We start from the raw sequence: 15232 nt of genomic DNA on the forward strand, positions 1-15232 counted from the left end.
ACATGGCTTTCAATGATCCTCGTTTCTCGGCCGGCACCGTCTCCGACGTCCGCGCCGGAGCACCGGCGATCGATCAGGGCCTGCGCGCATTCATGCTCGCGGTCTACAACCACATGACCTTGGGCGTGGCCATTACCGGCCTGGTGGCGCTCGGCGCCTACATGGCCTCGGGGATCGTGGTCAACGAGGCGGGCAAGATCGTCGAGCTGAACTCGTTCGGCATGTTCCTGTTCAACTCCCCCTTCAAGTGGGTCGTCGCATTCGCCCCCCTTGGCATGGTGTTCTGGATGAACATGGGGACGGAAGGTCGCTCGGTTCAAACCACGCGCGTTCTGTTCTACGTGTTCTCGGCCCTCATGGGCCTGTCACTGTCGACGATCTTCCTCGTCTACACGCATGGCTCGATTGCTCGCGTCTTCTTCATCTCGGCCGCCAGCTTCGGTGCCCTGAGCCTCTACGGCTACACCACCAAGCGTAACCTCTCGGCCTTCGGCGCCTTCCTGATGATGGGCTTGGTCGGCCTGCTGCTTGCCAGCCTGGTCAACCTGTTCTTCCCCTCGGGCATGCTGACCTTCATGATCAGCGTCGCCGGCGTCGGCATCTTCGCAGGCCTGACCGCCTACGACACCCAGATGCTGAAGTCGCTCTATGTGGAGAATGCGCACAGCTTCAGCCGCGACGAGGGCGAGAAGCTCGCCGTCCATGGCGCGCTGACGCTCTATCTCGACTTCATCAACCTCTTCATCATGCTGCTGCGCCTGCTCGGCGACCGCCGCTGATCCCTGAAGAGCTTCTTGACGCATTGCGCCGGCCGGGGTTTCCCCGGCCGGTTTTGTTTTTAGGAGCCCGGACATCTTGTCCGCACTATCTCTGGGCCGAAGCGAGCTTGGGGAGGAGGAGCGGCCAGGATGTCCGCGCTCCGTGAAAGCCTCAGTCGAGCTCGCGCAGGGCCCGGCGGATGATCTTGCCGGACGAGGTCAGCGGCAGGGCGTCGACATAGGCGATCACGCGCGGATATTCGTGGGCGGACAGGCGTTCGCGCACGAAGAGCTGCAGGTCGGCGGTCATGGCGTCCGATGCCGTGAAGCCCGGCTTGAGCACCACGAAGGCCTTGACGATCTCGGTCCGCAAGGTGTCGGGCATGCCGACGACCGCCGCCATCGCGACGGCGGCATGGCGCATCAGGCAGTCCTCGATCTCACCAGGGCCGATGCGATAGCCGGCCGAGGTGATGATGTCGTCGCCACGGCCGACGAAATGCACATAGCCGTCGATGTCGCGGCGCGCCTTGTCGCCGGTCATCAGCCAGCCGTCGCGGAATTTCGCGGTGGTGGCGGTGGCGTTGCCCCAATAGCCCAGGAACATCACCGGATCGGGCGCGCGCACCGCAATCTCGCCGATCTCGTCAATCGGGCTTTCCTGCCCCTCTTCGTCGACCACCGCCACGCGATGGCCGGGCACGGCCTTGCCGATGGCGCCGGGCCTGGAAACCCCGAGTTCGTGGCAGGAGCCGAGCACGAGATTGCATTCGGTCTGGCCGTAGAGCTCGTTCACCGGGAAGCCGAAGGCCGCTTCGGCCCAGGCATAGGTGCCCGGCCCCAGCGTCTCGCCGGCCGACATGATCGAGCGCAGATGGGTACGGTAGACCTGGCCGTGCTGATGCGCCGCCTGCAGCATGCGCAGGGCCGTGGGCGGCAGGAAGGCATTGCGGATCTTGAAGTCCCACAGCAGTCCCAGCACCTCGTCCACCGAGAACTTGGCATGGAGACCTGCCACCACGGGCACGCCCAGCGCCAGACTGGGCAGCAGCACGTTGAGCAGGCCGCCCGCCCAGGCCCAATCGGCCGGCGTCCACATCACGTCGTCGGGCTGGCCCAGCCCTGGATGGGCGAAGCGCAGGCCGGGAATGTGACCGAGCACCACGCGATGGCCATGCACGGCACCCTTGGGTTGGCCGGTGGTACCGGAGGTGTAGATCATCATGGCCGGATCGTCGGGCGTCGAGGCGATCGGCGCCAGCTCCCCCTTGGCTCCGGCGATCAGACGATGGAAGTCGAGCGCCCCTCCGCCGGCGCCGTCGACGCTGATCACCGTCTCCAGGTCGGGCAGCCTGGCCTCGATCTCCCCGAGCTTGGCGAGCCCGCTTTCGTCGAGCAGCACGGCCTTGGCCCCGGAATCGCGCAGACGGAAGCTCAGTGCATCCGGGCCGAACAACACGGCGAGCGGCAGGGAGATGGCACCGAGCTTGGCGACGGCGAGGTGGGCGATCACCACCGCCGGCGATTGCGGCAGCAGGATCGCGACGCGGTCGCCCTTGCGGATACCCAGACGTTTCAGCGCCAAAGCGAAGCGGTCGGAGGCCTCGCGCAAGGCGCCATAGCTGATGTGCTCGCTGCCGCCGCCGGGAAGCCGGCGCAGGATGGCGAGCCGGTCCGGTTCGCGCCGGGCCCAGACGTCGCAGACATCCACCCCGATATTGTAGCGAGCCGGCAGCTCCCAGCGAAAATCGCGCGCGGCGATGTCGTAGTCTTGCTTGTCCAGCTCGTTCATGCCGCACTCACCCCCCGAACAGGCCGCCGAAGAGGCCTCCGGAGCTTTTCACGCGCGTAGGCCGGCGTACCACGCGCACCACCGGACCGGCCCCGAAGGCCTGCGCCTCCTCCGGCCGGCTGGGTTCACCAGCCACCGCCATCGCCCAATAGACCCGCTCGCCGGCCCTGGCAATGGCGATACCAAAGCGGGTGGCGCCTGGCATCAGCAGATTCTCGTCATGCTCGGGCGAGTTCTTCCACTGCTTCATGGCGTCGAGATCGGTGTAGGTGCCGTAGGAGACATTCTCGCCGATCTTGGAATCGTCCAGCCCGGCCGATTTGACGCGGGAGGAGAAGCTGCCGCCGATCGAATGGGAGAGCTGGTTGGCCGAAGCCATGGCATTGGCCTGGTTCTGGGCGAAGGACGTCAGGCGCGAATCGAGCGCCACCGCGGTGAGGCCCTTGCTCTGGCGGTACTGGGTCAGCCAGTCCCGGGCCTGGGCCGGATTAAAGGATACGGGCCGGCGTTGATAGGAAACGGCTTCGGGCTTTTGCGTGAGGGCGCAGCCGCCCAATCCAAAGGTAACACCCAAGACAAGAAAAGCGGCCGCAGCCACCCTCATGCGCGACATCGAGTTCTCCACGGTCAGGATCCCGCCGCAGCCGGCGGGGTTGAAGGCTTGGCGGCGGCCGGCTCCGCGGCAGGAGCATCCGCCTCGGGCTGGTCACCCTTGAGTCTGGCGGTCATCGCCGCCTGCAGTTCGGGCTCGAACAGGATCACCCGCTGCGGGGGCGCCGCGGCGCCCTGGCCCTGCAGGCGGATACCCTTGGCCTTGAAATTCTTGAAGATACGGGCGAGCAGGTCGCTCTTGACGGCAACCTGCGTCTCCATGCTGGCGACCATCACAATGAGTTCGAATTCCAGTCCTGCATCCATGGAGGTCATGTAGACCTGGGGCCTCGGCGTCGGCAGGATACGCGGATCGTCCTCCGGCGCGGCCAGCATGGCTGCCTTCACCGCGTCGATGTCGCTGTCATAGAGCACGGTCAGGGCGATGCGCAGCCGGCTCCAGGTATTGCCATAGACCCAGTTCTTCACCGAGCCGGTGATCAGGGTCGAATTGGGAATGATCAGCGTGGCGCGATCATAGGTCTCCAGCGTGGTCGAGCGCACGGAGATGCGGCGGACATAGCCCTCCTCGCCGGCGGCGGCGATGATGTCGCCGACCCGGATCGGTCTTTCGGCCAGCAGGATCAGGCCGGAGACGAAATTGCCGGCGATGCCCTGCAAGCCAAGACCCAGACCGACCGACAGACCACCGGCGACGATGCCGATATTCTGCCAGCTCACGCCGATCTCGGACAGGCCGGCCGAAATGGCGAGGATGAAGCCGAGATAGCCGATGATGGTGGCGATCGAGTTCTGCACGCCCGAATCGAGGGAGGTGCGCGGCAAGAGCGTGTTGCCGAGCCAGCCCCGGATCAGGCGCATCACCGCCCAGATGATGATGAACAGCATCACGCCGCTGATGATCGACGAGGGCGAGATCGTCAGCTCGCCGATCTTGAAGCCGAAATAGGCGCGCTGGATCGCCGGGGCCATGTCGGTCGAATAGAGGCCGAAGGGCAGGCCGAGGCTGCCGACGGCAAAGGCGATGATCAGGAAGCGCAGGACGCCGGAGAGCAGGGTCGCCCCGAAGGTGACCTGCTTGGCGGTGACGCCGATGGTACTCGCCACCGCACGGCGACGGTCGACGTCCGAGATCAGCCGTTCGGTCAAAGCCGAATCGACCAGGGTGGTGAGCAGATAGCTTGCCGCCACCACGCACAGGACGAGCAGCGGAAAGACCGCCGCCGCCACGGCGAGCGTGCTGTAGCCGAGAGCAAGGCATACGGCCATCACCAGCACGGAGAGCCACCCGATCGGCCTGAGTATGTCGAGCCCGGTCAGATCCTCGTCGGGCGCCAGTGTACGGCCGTCCACCACCGTTGGCGGGGCGCTGCGGAGGCGGATGAGCAGGGAAACGATGATGGCGAGATAGAGGATGGCCGAAATCGTCTCGCGCGCCACGCTGAGGGAGGGATCAGCGTGGAGATGCTCGATGACGCCATTCAGGAGAACGGACAGGCCCAGCGCCACGGCGAGCCAGCCCATGCGCCGTCCGATGCGGCGGACGGCCCAGTCGCTCAGGGGCAGCAGGCGCAATTCGGCGTGGCCCTCGGCCAGCACGGCCTGCGCCAGGGCCCACAGGCCGAAGCCGATCGAGGAGGCAGCGATCAGGCTCGAGCCGTAATCGGCAAGCACCTTCTCCGGCAGGAGCCCGGAAAAACCGAAGGCCAGCATCGTCACGGTGATACCGACCGGCACGCCGAGCATGATGTGGGCGATGCCGAGCACCGCATCGAGCGAGGCGACGTAGCGTCGCGAGGCCCGCTTGCTGCGCGGCAGCCGGGCGCGCCAGCGCTGGATGCGCAGCCGCAGGAACTGTGTGACGGCATAGCCGATGGCGATGGTCAGCAGGAAGATGGCGATGCTGGTGGAATTGACCTTCGACACCAGATAGCTGCTGTGATCCGAGAACGCGTTCCTCGCCAACTCCCCGGCCCTGGGCAGGTTTTCCAGCACTGGAATCCAGAATTCGCCGGAGAAAGGGCTGTTGCCGCTCTTGAGGAGGCGGCCCGTGAGCTGCTCGCGCTGCCGCTCGGTGATGGCATTGGAGAGGTTTGCCGCCCGAGTGGACTGGTCTCCCGCCACCTTGACCACATCGGTGAGCTGCTTTTGCAGATTGCCCTGCGTGCTGCGCGTCTCGGCGATGTCGGCGCTTTCGGACGGATCTGGATCCCCCAGCTTTGCCAACCTCGCCTTGGACTGATCCAGCAAGGGGGAGACCGTCGCTTGCAGTGCCGAGAGGTTGGTGATGGCCGTATCCACCGTGCTGCGCAACTCATCCAGCGTCTTCGACGCGTTCTCCTGATCGGCAGGTAAGCTGGTCAGAGTCGCCTCCACCCCGTCGAGCGACTTCTGTTCCTTGGCCAGTGCATTATTGAAGGGGCGGACGGTAATGGTGTTGCCCAGCTGATCGGCGCGCGAAATCTGCTTTTGCGTCTCGGCGGCAACATCGTTGAGCTTGGCGAGCAGGTCGGAAGCCGCCTTGCGGGCGTCGGTCGTGGCCTTGGCCTCGGGCGGGTCGACCGGCTTGGGCTGCGGGGGGAAAGCGTCCAGTGCTGCCTTGGCCTTGTCGCGGGCCGGGATGATGCTGCCCAGCAAGGCGACGAGATCGGCACGCCTCCTGCTGACCGTCTCGCGCAGGTCCTGCAGGGATTTCTGCGCCTCCTCGCCATTGTCGGTAATGGTGGCGAGCTGGGTCGCGATGTCGTCGAGAGACTTCTTGTCGAGACTCAACCCTGTCTGGAAACCCGTCAGGGCCAGGTCGTCCTGCGCCCTCGCCGCCATGGGCGCAGCCAGGAGCGTGAAAAGCAGGCTGCAGAGCAGCAGAAGGCGGGAAAGCGAACGAAACATGGCGCGAAACTAGAGTGTTTTGCGCTTCGGTGGAATTACCAAGAAGCGCAAACACGTATCGAAACGGGGGACCAGAGCAAAGGAGCGTTTCCGCTGGGCCGGCCTTGCTCTAGAGGCTGTTGCCGCCTGATGGAAGAATTTGCGGGCGGCATTATGGCGTAGAAACCGTTTTAGGCATCAAAGTCAGCCCGCCGGCGCCCTCAACTCGAAGATATCGAGAGCGTATGGGCCGACATCCTTTTCGAGATGGCGCCATCCCAACCCCGCGTAGAAGGCACGCTTGTCGCTCTCGGCGCAAAGATAGGCCTGGGCGAAACCACGGCTGAAGGCCAGCTCCGCCGCAGCCGCCACGATGGCGGCACCATGCCTCCGGCGACGGAATTCCGGCTCGATCCACACCGCGGCGACCCAGGGTGTCAGGGCCGGTCGTTCTTCCAGATCGCTGGCGATCAGCGAGGCCGTGCCGACGAAGTCGTCGCCCCGGTGAGCCACCAGACAGGCCGGCAACACTTCCGTGGTCGTCAGGTTTTCTGCGAACAGGCCCGCCACGGTCTCGAGGCTCTCGCCCTGTTCCTGCCACCAGGCCCGCCAGACGCGGTCGGCGACCGCCTCGAGGAAATGGGGTTGGTCACGCAGGTCGGAAATCTCGATGGTGCTCACATTCAATTCTTTTCGATCAGATCGATGAAACCCGGCTCGTCCAGCACCAGGAAGCGATCATGGTCGAGCGTGCGGAAACCGTGCCGCCGATAGAAGCGCAGGCCCGCTTCGTTGCCGGCATCGAGGTCAAGCCGCATGAAACGCGCACCGCGCTCGCGGCCACGGCGGGCCGCCTCCGCCAGGAGCTGGATGCCGATATGTTCGTTACGCCGCTGTGGCGCGACATAGAGGTCGACCACGAAGACACCATTGGCGCCGCGCCAGGTCGAAAAACTGTCCTGGTGCACCAGATAGCCCGCGAGGCCCCCTTCCGGCGGCTCCGCAACGACGATGCCGATGCTCGGCGTGGCACTGAAAGCCTCGGCACGCAGAATGTCGCCCGTCGTGCCGACCTTGACCCCGAACAGGGCCGCAAGCTCGCCCACCATCGCAGCGACGGCATCGCAATCCTCCGGCGCGGCAGGGCGAATCAGCATCAGCGCGGCCGGATGCCGATGATGGCGCGCGCCTCGTCCGGCGTGGCGATGGCGAGGCCCAGTTCCTCCAGGATGGTGCGGATCTTGGTAACCTGCTGGGCGTTGGAGGTGGCGAGCTGGCCCTTGCCGATCCACAGATTATCTTCCAGACCGACGCGGACATGGCCGCCCATCACCGCCGCCATGGTGCCGAGCGCCATCTGGTTGCGGCCGGCCGCCAGCATCGACCACTCATAGTCCTTGCCGAACAGCTTGTCGGCCGTGCGGCGCATGTCGACCACGCTGTCGGGATTGGCGCCGATGCCGCCGAGGATGCCGAGCACGGTCTGCACGAAGAGCGGCGGCGTCACCAGCTTGCGGTCGAGGAAATGAGCCAGCGTATAGAGGTGGCCGACATCGTAGCATTCGAATTCGAAGCGCGTGCCGAGCGGGCCCATCGTGGTGAGGATGTGCTCGATATCGGCCAGCGTGTTCTTGAACATGCCGCCGCGCGTCGCTTCCAGGAACGGCACCTCCCAGTCATGCTTCCACTCGCGCGGGCGATCCAGCATCGGATAGAGCCCGAAATTCATGGTGCCGAGATTGAGCGAGCACATTTCCGGCTGCAGGCTCGCCGGCCCCTTCAGGCGCTCCTCGATGCTCATGCGGGCCGAACCGCCGGTGGTGATGTTGACGATGGCGTTCGTCGCCTGCCGGATGCGGGGCACGAACTGCTCGAAGACGGTCACATCGGGCGTGGGCGCCCCCGTCTCGGGATCGCGCGCATGGAGATGCAGCACGGCAGCCCCGGCCTCCGCCGCCCCGATGGCGGAGGCGGCAATCTCGTCCGGCGTCACCGGCAGATGCGGCGACATGGAGGGGGTGTGGATCGAGCCGGTGATCGCGCAGGAAATGACGACTTTATTGGCCATGACGGGCACCTATGACTTTTGTCTTGTTTGATGGCGGATAGTTTTCAGGTCGTCATTGCGAGCGCAGCGAAGCAATCCAGTCTCTTAGAAGGTTTGCATTTTTCCGACTCCTGGATTGCTTCGCTGCGCTCGCAATGACGAAATCCAATGCCGCAGCCCGGCTATGCTCCAATGTCCTTGAGGGCCTGGCGTAACGATACCGCAAAGCGCCCGGCAATCTCGCCGAGTTCGGCGTCGGTGGCGTTATAGGGCGGCGCCAGGATCACGGTGTCACCCTTGATGCCGTCGACATTGCCGCCGGAGGGATAACAGATTAGCCCGTTGGCGAAGGCGCGCGAGCGGATCTTGAGGAATAGCGCCTTCTCTGCCGGGAAGGGTTCCTTGCTCTCCCGGTCCGCGACGATCTCGATGCCGGTGAAGAAGCCGCGGCCGCGGATATCGCCGATCTGGGCAATGCCGTGGAGGGCATCGGCCAGCGTGCGCTTGAATTCCTCGCCCTTCACGGCGACGCGCTGCACCAGCCCGTCGCGCTCGACAATGCGCTGCACGGCGACACCGGCGGCGCAGGCGGCTGTGTGGCCGGTGAAGGTGTGGCCGGTCTGCGGCCCGCCGTCGACGGCATTGATCGGCTCGGCGACCCTGTCGGAATAGACGGCGGCCCCGAGCGGCAGGTAGCCCCCGCCCAAGCCCTTGGCCACCGTCATGATGTCGGGGAAGACGCCGTCATGCTCGAGCGCACGCCAGGTGCCGCAGCGCCCGGCCCCGCACATCACCTCGTCGGCAATCATCAGGACGCCATGGCGGTCGCAGATCTCGCGCACCTTCCTGGCATAGCCCGGCGGTGCCGGCACCACGCCACCGGCCGCCCCAACAACTGGTTCGAACACGAAGGCGGCGACCCTGTCGGGGCCCAGTTCCAGGATCTTGTCTTCGAGTTCCTGCGCACAGGCCGCGCCGACATCCTCCGGCGCCACGCCAGCCGGCGGCCGGTAGACATTGGCGGGCGAGAGGCGCGGCACGTCGACGAGCGCGCCCTCGAAGGAGAGGCGGCGTTCGCGAAAACCCGAGAGCGCCAAGGCGCCCAGCGTGTTGCCGTGCCAGGAACGCTCACGCGAAATGAAGCGGCGCCGGCTCATCTCGCCGCGCGCCGCGAAATATTGCAAAGCCAGCTTTAGGGCCGATTCCACCGCCTCAGAGCCGCCGGAGACGAACACCATCTGCTTGAGCGTGCCGCCGCAGAGCCGGCCGACGCGCTCGGTCAATTCCTCCAGGGGATCGGAGGTGAAATTGTAGCGATAGCCATGGGCGATGCGGTCGAGCTGGTCCTTGATCGCCTGGTTGACCTCTTCATTGCCGTGGCCGAGGCAATAGACGGCGGGACCGCCCGAGCCGTCGAGATATTGCTTGCCGTCGACATCGGTGAGCACCAGGCCCTTGCCCCAGGCGATCTTCGGCAAGCCCGCCCCCGCCACCGAGGTCGATTCCGCGACGTCGCCCGCCATCTCCGTCTCCATTCCCAAGATCGAGCGCCTCTCATGGCGCCTTGGCCCGCGCTTTCGGCACGACACTTTGTAGGACATATGGAAGGGGGGATCGGCAAGCGTCAAGCGTGGCAAAGCCGCGCGCCAGCTACCCAGTCAGCGATCGATCGCTAACATTGTCCATCCCCCGACAGGACGGCGCTTCGGCGCTACTTGATCTTGCGCCATATTCCACGCATGGTCCGCTCTTTCGCCGGCAAAGGCGGCTTGGGGCACTTTTCATGAATATCGATATTGCCAAGAGGGTGTATGATCGGACTTGGAAGCTCGATCCGATCGTCCGCAGCCTCCTGGACACGGACTTCTACAAGCTCCTGATGCTGCAGCCCATCCATGCCCGGCATGAGAATGTGCGCACCACCTTCACCGTGATCAACCGCACCAAGTCGATCAACCTGGCCGATGTGATCGACGAGAAGGAACTGCGTGACCAGCTCGACCACGCCCGCACGCTGCGCTTCGGCAAGCGCGAGCTGATCTGGCTGCGCGGCAACACCTTCTACGGCAAGCAGCAGATCTTCCGGCCCGAATTCCTCGACTGGCTCGCCGATTTCAGCCTGCCCGACTACGATCTGCGCATCGAGAACGGCGATTATGTGCTCGAATTCGACGCGCCCTGGAGCCAGGCCACCATGTGGGAGGTTCCGGCACTCGCCATCATCAACGAGCTTAAATCCAGGGCCGCCACCCGTTCCATGGGCCGCTTCGAGCTCGACATCCTCTATGCCCGCGCCAAGGCCAAGCTGTGGGACAAGATCGAGCGGCTGAAGAAGCTGGAAAACCTGAAGATCTCCGATTTCGGCACCAGGAGGCGCCATTCCTTCCTGTGGCAGAGCTGGTGCGTGGAGGCGATGAAGGAGGGGCTGGGCAACGCCTTCGTCGGCACCTCCAACGTGCTGCTCGCCATGAACAACGACCTGGAATCGATCGGCACCAACGCCCATGAGCTGCCCATGGTCTATGCGGCGCTGTGCGAGGAGGACGGTTGCCTGCGCGAATCGCCCTACAAGGTGCTGGAGATGTGGCGCGACTTCTATGACGGCAATCTCCTGATCGTGCTGCCCGACACCTTCGGCACCGCCGCCTTCCTGGAGCGTGCGCCGGACTGGGTGGCCGACTGGACCGGCATGCGCCCCGATTCCAAGCCGATCCAGCAGGCCGGCGAGGAGATCATCGCCTGGTACAGGGCGCGGGGCCGTGACCCGGCCAAGAAGCTGATCATCTTCTCCGACGGCCTCGACATCGATTCCATCGAGACCGCCCACAGGAACTTCAACGGCCGCATGCGCCCCTCCTATGGCTGGGGCACCAATCTCACCAACGACTTCCGCGGCTGCGGCTCGCACCCCATCCCGCTGCTCGATCCGATCTCGCTGGTGTGCAAGATCACCTCGGTCAACGGCAAGCCGGCGGTGAAGCTTTCGGACAACCTCGCCAAGGCCACCGGCGGGAAAGTAGCGATCGATCGCTATCTGAAGGTGTTCGGTGAGGAAGGGCGGGGGGTGCAGGCGGTGAGCGTATAACCCACGGCCTGCACGGAACATGACCCTTAGGGTCTGCGTCACTCCGACAGTTCGACCGCCACCGGCCGTCCCAACGGCCGTTTCAGCATCTGCGCAGCAATCACGCCGGCCAGCACCAGCCCACCTCCGATGACGTGGTAGGAGCGGATCGGCTCGCCCAGCATGACGATGGCGGCGAGCGCCGTGAACACCGGCAGCAGGTTAAGGAAAATGGCGCAGCGGCTGGGGCCGAGCTGCTCGACGCCACGGATCCACAGCACCGGCAGCACCACCGAGGCGGCACAGCCGGCATAGGCGATCAGCGGCAGGGTTTCCATGTTGAGGGCGCGCAGCGGCGCCGGCGTCGCCAGCAAGGCCGGGAACATCACCGCCAGCGAGCAGAGCGCCTGCATATAGGTCGACTGCCAGCCCGACACAGGCAGGTTCCAGCGCTTGAGCAGCACCGAATAGAGGGCATAGACGAAGCCTGCCAGCAGCATCAGGGCGTCGCCGGGGTGCACGCCATCCCGGGCCAGGCTGCCGAGATCGCCGGCGCTGACGAGATAGACGATGCCGACGATCGACAGGACCCCGCCGCCGACCATGCCGATGGTCGGCCGCTCGCCCAGCATCAGCGCACTCAAGGCCACGGTCAGCAGGGGCGACAATGCAGTGAACACCGCCATGTTGGTCGCCGTGGTCGACCCCGCTGCGAGATAGGACAGGCTCTGGAACAGGCACATGGCCAGGAAGCCGAGCACGGCGAATTCGCCGAGATGACGCCACAACACCGCCCGGTTGCGCCAGGCCGGCAGGCCGACGAAGAGGGTCATCAGGCCGATTGCCAGGACGAGGCGATAGAAAGTGATGGCTTGCGGCCCGATGGCATGGGCCGACAGCCTGGAGACGATGACGTTGCCCGCCCACAGGACGATGGCGAAGAAGGGATAGAGCAAGGCGAGAGGTTTGGAGGAAGAGGATTTAGAAGACATGGCGCACCCGTGGAATGGAGGGGCGGAAACTGCCTCTTTTCACCGCGTCCGTCTCACGCTAATCTAACATCTACTATCGTGATTGGGACATGCTGGACGACCACACCACCCGCCACCTCGCTTTCCACGACACCGAGCGCGCCGTCGTGGCGATGGAGATCGATTATCCCGACGGTTCCGATACCGGCTGGCATGCCCATCCGCGCGCGCAACTGCTCTACGCCATCCAGGGCGTGATGATCGTGCGCTCGCAGGCCGGCAGCTGGGTGGTGCCGCCCAACCGGGCCGTCTGGCTGGTCGGGGGCCTGGAGCACGAAGTGCGCATGTGCGGCAAGGTCAAGATCCGCACCGTTTTCATCGATCCCACGGTCTCCGCTGCCCTGCCCAGCGACAATTGCGTGATCGCCGTCTCGCCCCTGCTGCGCGAGCTGATCGTTGCGGCAGTCGCCATCCCGCTCGATCATCCCGCCAGCGGCCGTGATGAGAGGCTGGTGCAGCTGCTGCTCGACGAGCTCAGACTTCTCGATGTCCTGCCGCTTCATCTGCCGATGCCGAGGGATGTCCGCCTGCGCACCGTCTGCCGACATCTGATCGCCCATCCCGAAAACGAGGAAACGGCGCAGGACTGGGCTGCGCGCCTCGGCATCACCGCCAAGACGGTGCACCGGCTGTTCGCCAGCCAGACGGGGCTCACCTTCGGCCAATGGCGCCAGCAGGCCCGGCTGCTCTTCGCCCTGGAGCAACTGGCCGCAGGCGCCCGCATCATCGATGTCGTCTATGACAGCGGCTATGCGAGCCAGAGTGCCTTCACCGCGATGTTCCGCCGGCATTTCGGCATGCCCCCCAGCGAGTTCTATCGGTGAGGCATTCCCGAGAGCCGCGGGGCTTGCCAACGCCGCCTTCCTTGCTTCAAACAGGCGTCCTCCCTTTTCCGGATTCCTTTCATGAAATTTCATAAGCTCGGCCGCACCGGCCAGGACGTTTCCGTGATTTGCCTGGGCACCATGACCTGGGGCGAGCAGAACAGCGAAGCCGATGGCTTCGCCCAGATGGATTATGCCCTCGAGCAGGGCGTCAATTTCTTCGACACCGCCGAAATGTATGCGGTTCCCCCACGGGCGGAGACCGCCGGCTCGACCGAACGCATCATCGGCAACTGGTTCAAGGCACGCGGCAGCCGCGACAAGGTGATCCTTGCCAGCAAGGTCGCCGGCGCTGGCACCTCGGTCTGGCTGCGCGACGCCCAGGAGCCGACACGGCTCAACCGCGCCCAGATGACCGAGGCGCTCGACAAGAGCCTCAAGCGCCTCCAGACCGACCATATCGACCTCTACCAGCTCCACTGGCCCGAGCGCTCGATGCCCTGGGGCTCCAACCCCACGGCCTTTCGCACCAGCCCCAGCGATGAGACCACGTCGATCGCCGAACAGCTCGACGTGCTCGACGGCTTCGTGAAGGCCGGCAAGGTCCGCTGGATCGGCCTTTCCAACGAAAGCGCCTGGGGTGCGATGCGCTTTCTCACCGAAAGCGAGACGCGCGGCCTGGCGCGCATGCAGTCGATCCAGAACGCCTATTCGCTGGTCAATCGCACCTTCGAAACCGCGCTAGCCGAGGTCGCCATGCGCGAGCAGCTCGGGCTGCTCGCCTATTCCGCTTTGGCCCAGGGCTACCTGACCGGAAAATACCGCGACGGCGCCCTGCCGGCCGGTTCGCGCAAGGCCCTGTTCAATCGGCTGCAGCGCTATGAGAAGCCCGGCTCCGACACCGCTTTCAACGCCTATCTCGACCTCGCCCGCGAGCATAGCCTCGATCCGGCCCAGATGGCGCTGGCCTTCGTCAACACCAGGCCCTTCACCACCGCCACCATCATCGGGGCGACCACCATGACACAGCTCAAAACCGCCATCGGCTCGATCGACATCGCCATTCCGGCTGAGCTCGAGGCGCGTATCGACGCCATTCACCAGCTGCACATGAACCCGGCACCGTGAAGATGCGGCGGGCCAGCCGCCAGCGCTGGCCTGGCTCGTTTTCCGCAGAAAAAAACAGGATGCCGAGGGGGCGCGACGGTTTGCGCTTTCCCCTCGGCGGTAAAACTCTCTAGGATTGAATCTCCGACGATAACTATACGGCGTTCGTGCCATGCCGCGTCTGTTTACCGCTCTGGAAGTTCCTCCCCTCATCGGCATGAAGTTGTCGACGCTCCGCGGTGGCCTGCCCGGCGCCCGCTGGATCGACGTCGAGAACTATCACATCACCCTGTCCTTCATCGGCGACATCGATGACGGACTGGCGCGCGATGTCGCCGAAGCTCTCGACGGCATTCGCCGCCCCATTGTCGACATCGTCGTCGACGGGCTGGATGCCTTCGGCGGCAGCAGGCCGAAATCGGTCTATGCCAGGGTGCTGCCCAACCCGGCCCTGATGGAGTTGCAGGCCGTGCAGGAGCGCCTGCTCCGCCGGCTTGGCGTGCCGATCGAGAACCGGCAATATACGCCGCACATCACCCTGGCGCGGCTGCGCAGCGAAGCGACGGCACGCCTCACCGCCGACTGGCTGGCTCTGCGCGGCGGAGGCCGTCTCAGCTTCACCGCCGAGCGCTTCGTGCTCTACTCCTCGCGCGATTCGGTCGGCGGCGGCCCCTATATCGTCGAAGAGGCCTATGAATTGCAGCACCGCGAAGAAGCCACGCTGCGCTGACGTCGTCCTTGCCGCCTGCGCAGCGGCGTCCTCACCGCCACAGCTCAAACGCATCGAAGGAGGCTGGCATGCCCCAGGCGAAACTGAACGAGGACGAACGCCGATCCGCCTTGGCCGAGCTCTCGAACTGGGCACCGACGCCGGGCCGGGATGCGATCCGCCGCGTTTTCGTCTTCCGCAATTTCAGCGAAGCCTTCGGCTTCATGGCACGGGCCGCCCTCACCGCCGAAAAGCTCAACCATCACCCCGAATGGTCGAATGTCTACAAGACCGTCGACGTCACCCTCTCCACCCATGACGTCGACGGGCTGACAGAGCTCGACCTCAAGCTCGCCAGGAGCATGGACAAGATCGCCGCAACGGTGGGGGTGTAATACCGGCGACGCCCATCGACGGATC

Annotated in this window: 14 protein-coding genes; 6 read left to right on the forward strand and 8 right to left on the reverse strand. The window is 65.1% G+C overall.

Going from position 1 to position 15232, the window contains the following annotated elements:
- Positions 1–2: 2 nt before the first annotated feature.
- Positions 3–779 (forward strand): Bax inhibitor-1/YccA family protein, encoded by a 777-nt coding sequence (locus BA190_RS05900; protein ID WP_068284120.1) that lies wholly within the window; start codon positions 3–5, stop codon positions 777–779.
- A gap of 151 nt (positions 780–930) precedes the next feature.
- Here the strand turns inward: BA190_RS05900 and BA190_RS05905 are convergent, their stop codons facing one another.
- The 7 genes from BA190_RS05905 to BA190_RS05935 all read right to left on the reverse strand — a co-directional run bounded on the left by BA190_RS05905 (position 931) and on the right by BA190_RS05935 (position 9600).
- Complete coding sequence (locus BA190_RS05905; RefSeq protein WP_068284123.1) at positions 931–2550, reverse strand: AMP-binding protein; 1620 nt, start codon at positions 2548–2550, stop codon at positions 931–933.
- Between the two features lie 7 nt (positions 2551–2557).
- Positions 2558–3163 carry a CAP domain-containing protein gene (locus tag BA190_RS05910; protein ID WP_068284126.1) on the reverse strand — a complete coding sequence of 202 codons (606 nt, stop codon included), beginning with the start codon at positions 3161–3163 and terminating at the stop codon, positions 2558–2560.
- 14 nt (positions 3164–3177) lie between these two features.
- A complete protein-coding gene (locus BA190_RS05915; RefSeq protein WP_068284129.1) occupies positions 3178–6051 on the reverse strand; it encodes a DUF3772 domain-containing protein in 2874 nt (957 codons plus the stop codon).
- Between the two features lie 183 nt (positions 6052–6234).
- Entirely contained in the window at positions 6235–6711 is a 477-nt protein-coding gene (locus tag BA190_RS05920; RefSeq protein ID WP_068284206.1) for a GNAT family N-acetyltransferase, read from the reverse strand.
- Between the two features lie 2 nt (positions 6712–6713).
- A complete protein-coding gene (locus BA190_RS05925; protein ID WP_068284131.1) occupies positions 6714–7187 on the reverse strand; it encodes a GNAT family N-acetyltransferase in 474 nt (157 codons plus the stop codon).
- Positions 7187–8098 (reverse strand): 3-keto-5-aminohexanoate cleavage protein, encoded by a 912-nt coding sequence (locus BA190_RS05930; RefSeq protein ID WP_068284134.1) that lies wholly within the window; start codon positions 8096–8098, stop codon positions 7187–7189. The genes BA190_RS05925 and BA190_RS05930 overlap by 1 nt, the downstream gene beginning before the upstream one ends.
- 161 nt (positions 8099–8259) lie before the next feature.
- Complete coding sequence (locus BA190_RS05935; protein WP_068284209.1) at positions 8260–9600, reverse strand: aspartate aminotransferase family protein; 1341 nt, start codon at positions 9598–9600, stop codon at positions 8260–8262.
- 260 nt (positions 9601–9860) lie between these two features.
- On the opposite strand from BA190_RS05935, the gene BA190_RS05940 reads away from it, so the two are divergent.
- Positions 9861–11162: a nicotinate phosphoribosyltransferase gene (locus BA190_RS05940; protein WP_068284137.1), complete on the forward strand. Its 1302-nt coding sequence runs from the start codon at positions 9861–9863 to the stop codon at positions 11160–11162.
- A 38-nt stretch (positions 11163–11200) separates the two neighbouring features.
- Here BA190_RS05940 and BA190_RS05945 read toward each other — a convergent pair whose 3' ends face one another.
- The gene (locus tag BA190_RS05945; protein ID WP_068284140.1) at positions 11201–12133 is read right to left on the reverse strand and encodes a DMT family transporter; all 933 of its coding nucleotides are present in this window, start codon (positions 12131–12133) and stop codon (positions 11201–11203) included.
- Positions 12134–12222: 89 nt separating this feature from the next.
- Here BA190_RS05945 and BA190_RS05950 point away from each other — a divergent pair, with 89 nt between their 5' ends.
- The 4 genes from BA190_RS05950 to BA190_RS05965 all read left to right on the forward strand — a co-directional run bounded on the left by BA190_RS05950 (position 12223) and on the right by BA190_RS05965 (position 15207).
- Positions 12223–12996 carry a helix-turn-helix domain-containing protein gene (locus BA190_RS05950; RefSeq protein WP_068284143.1) on the forward strand — a complete coding sequence of 258 codons (774 nt, stop codon included), beginning with the start codon at positions 12223–12225 and terminating at the stop codon, positions 12994–12996.
- A gap of 81 nt (positions 12997–13077) precedes the next feature.
- Entirely contained in the window at positions 13078–14124 is a 1047-nt protein-coding gene (locus BA190_RS05955; RefSeq protein ID WP_068284146.1) for an aldo/keto reductase, read from the forward strand.
- A 151-nt stretch (positions 14125–14275) separates the two neighbouring features.
- Positions 14276–14833: an RNA 2',3'-cyclic phosphodiesterase gene (thpR, locus tag BA190_RS05960; RefSeq protein ID WP_068284149.1), complete on the forward strand. Its 558-nt coding sequence runs from the start codon at positions 14276–14278 to the stop codon at positions 14831–14833.
- 68 nt (positions 14834–14901) lie between these two features.
- Positions 14902–15207, forward strand: a complete 306-nt coding sequence (locus BA190_RS05965) for a 4a-hydroxytetrahydrobiopterin dehydratase (RefSeq protein WP_068284152.1) — start codon at positions 14902–14904, stop codon at positions 15205–15207.
- Positions 15208–15232: the final 25 nt, after the last annotated feature.

This window comes from Labrys sp. WJW (assembly GCF_001676615.1).
Lineage (GTDB): Bacteria > Pseudomonadota > Alphaproteobacteria > Rhizobiales > Labraceae > Labrys > Labrys sedimenti.

Bases quoted from the DNA above. Each gene is read 5' to 3' on its own strand.
- BA190_RS05900 (WP_068284120.1), top strand. From the start codon at position 3: ATGGCTTTCAATGATCCTCGTTTCTCGGCCGGCACCGTCTCCGACGTC.
- BA190_RS05905 (WP_068284123.1), bottom strand. From the start codon at position 2,550: ATGAACGAGCTGGACAAGCAAGACTACGACATCGCCGCGCGCGATTTT.
- BA190_RS05910 (WP_068284126.1), bottom strand. From the start codon at position 3,163: ATGTCGCGCATGAGGGTGGCTGCGGCCGCTTTTCTTGTCTTGGGTGTT.
- BA190_RS05915 (WP_068284129.1), bottom strand. From the start codon at position 6,051: ATGTTTCGTTCGCTTTCCCGCCTTCTGCTGCTCTGCAGCCTGCTTTTC.
- BA190_RS05925 (WP_068284131.1), bottom strand. From the start codon at position 7,187: ATGCTGATTCGCCCTGCCGCGCCGGAGGATTGCGATGCCGTCGCTGCG.
- BA190_RS05930 (WP_068284134.1), bottom strand. From the start codon at position 8,098: ATGGCCAATAAAGTCGTCATTTCCTGCGCGATCACCGGCTCGATCCAC.
- BA190_RS05935 (WP_068284209.1), bottom strand. From the start codon at position 9,600: ATGGCGGGCGACGTCGCGGAATCGACCTCGGTGGCGGGGGCGGGCTTG.
- BA190_RS05940 (WP_068284137.1), top strand. From the start codon at position 9,861: ATGAATATCGATATTGCCAAGAGGGTGTATGATCGGACTTGGAAGCTC.
- BA190_RS05945 (WP_068284140.1), bottom strand. From the start codon at position 12,133: ATGTCTTCTAAATCCTCTTCCTCCAAACCTCTCGCCTTGCTCTATCCC.
- BA190_RS05950 (WP_068284143.1), top strand. From the start codon at position 12,223: ATGCTGGACGACCACACCACCCGCCACCTCGCTTTCCACGACACCGAG.
- BA190_RS05955 (WP_068284146.1), top strand. From the start codon at position 13,078: ATGAAATTTCATAAGCTCGGCCGCACCGGCCAGGACGTTTCCGTGATT.
- thpR (WP_068284149.1), top strand. From the start codon at position 14,276: ATGCCGCGTCTGTTTACCGCTCTGGAAGTTCCTCCCCTCATCGGCATG.
- BA190_RS05965 (WP_068284152.1), top strand. From the start codon at position 14,902: ATGCCCCAGGCGAAACTGAACGAGGACGAACGCCGATCCGCCTTGGCC.